Below are 5,247 nucleotides of genomic sequence, written 5' to 3' on the forward strand. Positions count from 1 at the left end.
GGCCGCCGTCTCCAGGCGGGCGGCCGCCGGCTCCTGCTCCTGGTCGGAGCGGCGCCGCTCGGCCGCCCGCAGCCGGGCCAGCAACTCGTCCATCGCGAACGGCTTGGTGACGTAGTCGTCCGCGCCCGCGTCCAGCGCCTCCACCTTCTCGTCGGAGCTGTGCCGGGCCGACAGCACGATGATCGGCACCCGGGTCCAGCCCCGTATCCCGGCGATCACGTCCACGCCGTCCATGTCGGGCAGGCCGAGGTCGAGCAGCACCACGTCCGGGTGCCGGTCGGCGGCCATCCGCAGCGCGGTGGTGCCGTCGTAGGCGGCGTCCACCTCGTAGCGGCGTGCCCGCAGGTTGATCACCAGGGCCCGGACGATCTGCGGTTCGTCATCGACGACGAGGATGCGCGTCATGGTCAACCCAGCTTCGCGAGCGCCAGGTTGAGGGTGACCACGTCGACGTACGGCGTGCCGAGGAAGCCCAGCGGCCGGCCGTGGGTGCTCGCCGCCACCAGGTCGCGCACCTTGGCGGTGCTCAGGCCGCGGGCGCGCGCGACCCTGTCGACCTGCTCGGCGGCGTACGCCTTCGAGATGTCGGCGTCCAGGCCGGAGCCGGAGGCGGTGACCGCGTCGGCCGGTACGTCCTTCGGGTCCACCCCGTCGAACGCGGCGATCGCGGCCCGGCGCTCCTTGATCGCCTTGACCAGGTCGGGGTCGTTCGGGCCGAGGTTGGACGCGCCGGAGGCCAGCGGGTCGTAGCCGCCGGACGACGGCCGCGGCTGGAACCACTTCGGGTCCGGCTTCGCCACCTCGTCGGGGTCGTTCGGGTGCTTCTTGGGCAGGTCGAAGTTCTGCCCGATCAGGCTGGAGCCGACGACCTTGCCGTCCAGCTTCACCTGCGAGCCGTTGGCCCGGCCGGGGAACGCCGCCTGGGCGACGCCGGTGACCAGCAGCGGATACGCCAGCCCGCAGAGCACGGTGAAGACCAGGAGCATCCGCAGGGCCGCCAGATGACTGCGCACGATACGCATGATGACTTCCCTTTCTCAGTTCAGTCCGGGGACGAACTGCACGACGAGGTCGATGAGTTTGATGCCGACGAACGGCAGGACCAGCCCGCCCAGGCCGTACACCCAGATGTTGCGGCTCAGCAGCGCCGAGGCCGACGACGGCTTGTAGCGCACCCCGCGCAGCGCCAGCGGGATCAGGGCCACGATGATCAGCGCGTTGAAGATGATCGCCGAGGTGATCGCCGAGGTCGGGCTGTGCAGGTCCATGACGTTGAGGTGGCGCAGGCCCGGATAGACCCCGGCGAACATCGCGGGGATGATCGCGAAGTACTTCGCCACGTCGTTGGCGATCGAGAAGGTCGTCAACGCGCCCCGGGTGATGAGTAGTTGCTTGCCGATCTCGACGATCTCGATGAGCTTGGTGGGGTTGGAGTCCAGGTCGACCATGTTCCCGGCCTCCTTGGCGGCGGAGGTGCCGGTGTTCATGGCGACGCCGACGTCGGCCTGGGCGAGGGCGGGTGCGTCGTTGGTGCCGTCGCCGGTCATGGCGACGAGCTTTCCGCCGGCCTGCTCCCGTTTGATCAGCGCCATCTTGTCCTCGGGGGTGGCTTCGGCGAGGAAGTCGTCGACGCCGGCCTCGTCGGCGATGGCCTTGGCGGTGAGCGGGTTGTCGCCGGTGATCATCACGGTGCGGATGCCCATCCGGCGCAGCTCGTCGAAGCGTTCGCGCATGCCGGCCTTGACGACGTCCTTGAGGTTGATCACGCCGAGCACCGACGCGGTGACCGCCCCGTCCCGGCGGACGACCTCGCCCACGACCAGCGGGGTGCCGCCGCCGCCCGCGATCGCGTCGACCAGCGGGCCGACGTCCTCGGCGGGCCGGCCGCCGTTGTCCCGTATCCACTGCATCACCGAGCTCGCGGCGCCCTTGCGCAGGCTGCGCCGGCCGCCGTCCTCGGCCAGGTCCACCCCGCTCATCCGGGTCTGCGCGGTGAACGGCACGAACTCCGCCCGCGGCAGCCGTCCTTCGGCGCGCGCCCGCAGGCCGTAGCGCTCCTTGGCGAGCACCACGATCGAGCGGCCCTCGGGGGTCTCGTCGGCCAGCGACGACAGTTGGGCCGCGTCGGCCAGTTCCTCGACGGTGGTGCCGGCCACGGGCAGGAACTCCGCGGCCTGCCGGTTGCCGAGCGTGATGGTGCCGGTCTTGTCCAGCAGCAGCGTGGTCACGTCGCCCGCGGCCTCGACCGCGCGCCCGGACATCGCCAGCACGTTGCGCTGCACCAGCCGGTCCATGCCGGCGATGCCGATCGCCGACAGCAGCGCCCCGATCGTGGTCGGGATCAGCGCCACCACCAGCGACACCAGGATCACCAGGGACTGCTCGGCGCCCGCGTAGATCGCGAACGGCTGGAGCGTCACCACGGCGAGCAGGAAGACGATGGTCAGCGACGCCAGCAGGATGTTGAGCGCGATCTCGTTCGGCGTACGCTGCCGGGCCGCGCCCTCCACCAGCGCGATCATCCGGTCGATGAACGTCTCGCCGGGCTTGGAGGTGATCTTCACGACGATCCGGTCGGAGAGCACCGAGGTGCCGCCGGTCACCGCGCAGCGGTCGCCGCCGGACTCGCGGATCACCGGCGCGGACTCACCGGTGATCGCGGACTCGTCGACCGACGCGACGCCCTCCACGACGTCGCCGTCACCGGGTATGGTCTGCCCGGCCTCGACCACCACGTGGTCGCCCAGCCGCAGCGAGGCGGCGGCCACTTCCTCCTCCGGTCCCGGCGCGCCGGGCCGGAAGGAGGCCAGCCGGCGGGCGACGGTGGCGGTCTTGGTCCGGCGCAGCGTCTCGGCCTGCGCCTTGCCGCGCCCTTCGGCGACCGCCTCGGAGAGGTTGGCGAAGACCACGGTCAGCCACAGCCACGCGGTGATCACCCAGGCGAAGACGCTCGGGTCCTTGATCGCCACCAGCGTGGTCAGCACCGAGCCGACCTCGACCACGAACATCACCGGGTTCTTGACCATCACCCGGGGGTCGAGCTTCCGGCACGCGTCCGGCAGCGAGGTCAGCAGCTGCTTGGGGTCGAGCATGCCGCCGGAAACCCGGTGCTGCTCCTGGCGTTGGGGCGCCGGCCCCGGCGACGCGGGGGGTTCCAGAGTGGTCAGGGACGACATCAGTGCAGACCTTCCGCGAGCGGGCCCAGCGCGAGCGCCGGGAAGTAGGTGAGCCCGACCACGATGACGATCACCGCGGTGAGCAGGCCGACGAACTGCGGCCGGTGGGTGGGCAGGGTGCCCGCGGTCGCGGGCACCGGCTGCTGCTTGCCGAGCGAGCCGGCCAGTGCGAGCACGAACACCATCGGCAGGAACCGGCCGACGAGCATCGCCAGCCCGAGCGCGGTGTTGTACCAGTTGGTGTTGACCGAAAGACCGGCGAACGCCGAGCCGTTGTTGTTGGCGGCGGAGGTGAAGGCGTACAGCACCTCGGAGAAGCCGTGCGCACCGGAGTTGAGCATCCCGGCCCGCTCGCCGGGCAGCGCCATCGCCAGCCCCGAGCCGACCAGCACCACCGCGGGGGTGGTGAGGATGTACAGCGACGCGAACTTCATCTCCCGGCCGCCGAGCTTCTTGCCCAGGTACTCCGGGGTGCGGCCGACCATCAGCCCGGCCACGAACACCGCGATGATCGACAGGACGAGGATGCCGTACAGGCCGGAGCCGGTGCCGCCGGGCGCGATCTCGCCCAGCATCATGTTGAAGATCGTCATGCCGCCGCCGAGCGGCGAGTACGAGTCGTGGAAGGAGTTGACCGCGCCGGTCGAGGTGAGCGTGGTGGACGTGGCGAACAGCGCCGACCCCCACACGCCGATCCGCTGCTCCTTGCCCTCCATCATCCCGCCGGCCGCGTGGCCGGCCGCGCTGTGCACGCTGTGCAGCTCGTTGACGGTGATCACGGTCACCGACGCGGCCCAGATCAGCGCCATCACCGCGAGGATCGCGTAGCCCTGGCGCTTGTCGCCGACCATCTTCCCGAAGGTGCGCGGCAGGCTGACCGCGATCACCAGCAGCAGGTAGATCTCGACGATGTTGGTGAACGCGTTGGGGTTCTCGAACGGGTGCGAGGAGTTGGCGTTGTAGAAGCCGCCGCCGTTGGTGCCGAGTTCCTTGATCACCTCCTGCGAGGCGACCGGTCCGCCGGTGATGCTCTGGTGGTCGCCGACGAGCGTGGAGATCGACTGCACGCCGTGGAAGTTCTGCACCGCGCCGCCCGCGACGAGCACGATCGCGAAGACGAACGCCATCGGCAGCAGCACCCGCAGCACGATCCGGGTCAGGTCCACCCAGAAGTTGCCGACCCGGTCGGTGCGCTTGCGGGTGAAGCCGCGGATCAGGGCCGCGACGACCGCGATGCCCACCGCGGCCGACACGAAGTTCTGCACCGCGAGCCCGGCCATCTGCACCAGGTGGCCCATCGTGGTCTCGCCCGAGTACGACTGCCAGTTGGTGTTGGTGACGAAGGAGGCCGCGGTGTTGAAGGCCACGCCCGGCGTCACCGCCTTCATGCCGATCGCCAGCAGCAGGTGGTTCTGCAGCCGCTGCAACCCGTACAGGAACAGCACGGACACCGCGGAGAACGCCAGCACGCTGCGCAGGTAGACCGGCCAGCGCTGGTCGGCGTCGCCGTCGACCCCGCCGGCGCGGTAGATCAGCCGCTCCACCCGCAGATGCCGGGCGGAGGTCAGCACGTGGGCCATGTAGTCGCCCAACGGCCGGTAGGACAGGGCGAGTACGGCGAGCAGCGCGAGTATCTGCAGCCAGCCCGCGAGGGTGTCGTTCACTAGAACTTCTCCGGGTGGATCAGGGCCAGCACCAGGTAACCGACCAGGGCCACGGCGACGACGAGTCCGACGATGTTCTCCGCGCTCACAGCCGTTCCACCCCCTTGGCCACGAGGCCGATGACGGCGAACACCACGACGGTGAGGAGGATGAACAGGAGGTCTGGCATGCGAAAGCACCCCGGGCAGTCGTTCGAAGGGGACGGGACCACCCACGAGCCGTGCGCCGGCCGGTGGGCGATGCCGACCGGTCCGCCGGTCGGCTTCCTTACTGAATCCCGCCCGGGCCTGCCGGGAGGTCCCCGTTAGCGCCTTCCTGACGCGCTCACCTGCGGCCTTGACGGCGTCTTGACGCCGGAGCGGGGCCGGCGGCTACGGCCGGGTCGGGGTGGGCCGGGCAGTAGGGGC

5 protein-coding genes are annotated in these 5,247 nt (G+C 70.5%); all 5 read right to left on the reverse strand.

Annotated elements, in window-relative coordinates:
- Positions 1-405: response regulator (locus AC13HU_RS31505; protein WP_483045390.1), on the reverse strand; the 405-nt coding region annotated here is incomplete at its 3' end.
- A 2-nt stretch (positions 406-407) separates the two neighbouring features.
- A complete protein-coding gene (kdpC, locus tag AC13HU_RS31510) occupies positions 408-1,022 on the reverse strand; it encodes a potassium-transporting ATPase subunit KdpC (RefSeq protein ID WP_483045391.1) in 615 nt (204 codons plus the stop codon).
- 15 nt (positions 1,023-1,037) lie between these two features.
- The gene (gene kdpB / locus AC13HU_RS31515) at positions 1,038-3,176 is read right to left on the reverse strand and encodes a potassium-transporting ATPase subunit KdpB (protein ID WP_483045392.1); all 2,139 of its coding nucleotides are present in this window, start codon (positions 3,174-3,176) and stop codon (positions 1,038-1,040) included.
- Positions 3,176-4,840 carry a potassium-transporting ATPase subunit KdpA gene (gene kdpA, locus AC13HU_RS31520; protein ID WP_483045393.1) on the reverse strand — a complete coding sequence of 555 codons (1,665 nt, stop codon included), beginning with the start codon at positions 4,838-4,840 and terminating at the stop codon, positions 3,176-3,178. Before kdpA ends, kdpB begins: the two co-directional genes overlap by 1 nt.
- The gene (gene kdpF / locus AC13HU_RS31525) at positions 4,840-4,929 is read right to left on the reverse strand and encodes a K(+)-transporting ATPase subunit F (RefSeq protein ID WP_328470540.1); all 90 of its coding nucleotides are present in this window, start codon (positions 4,927-4,929) and stop codon (positions 4,840-4,842) included. The genes kdpA and kdpF overlap by 1 nt, the downstream gene beginning before the upstream one ends.
- Between the last annotated feature and the right edge of the window lie 318 nt (positions 4,930-5,247).

This window comes from Streptomyces sp. NH27, from assembly GCF_056859195.1.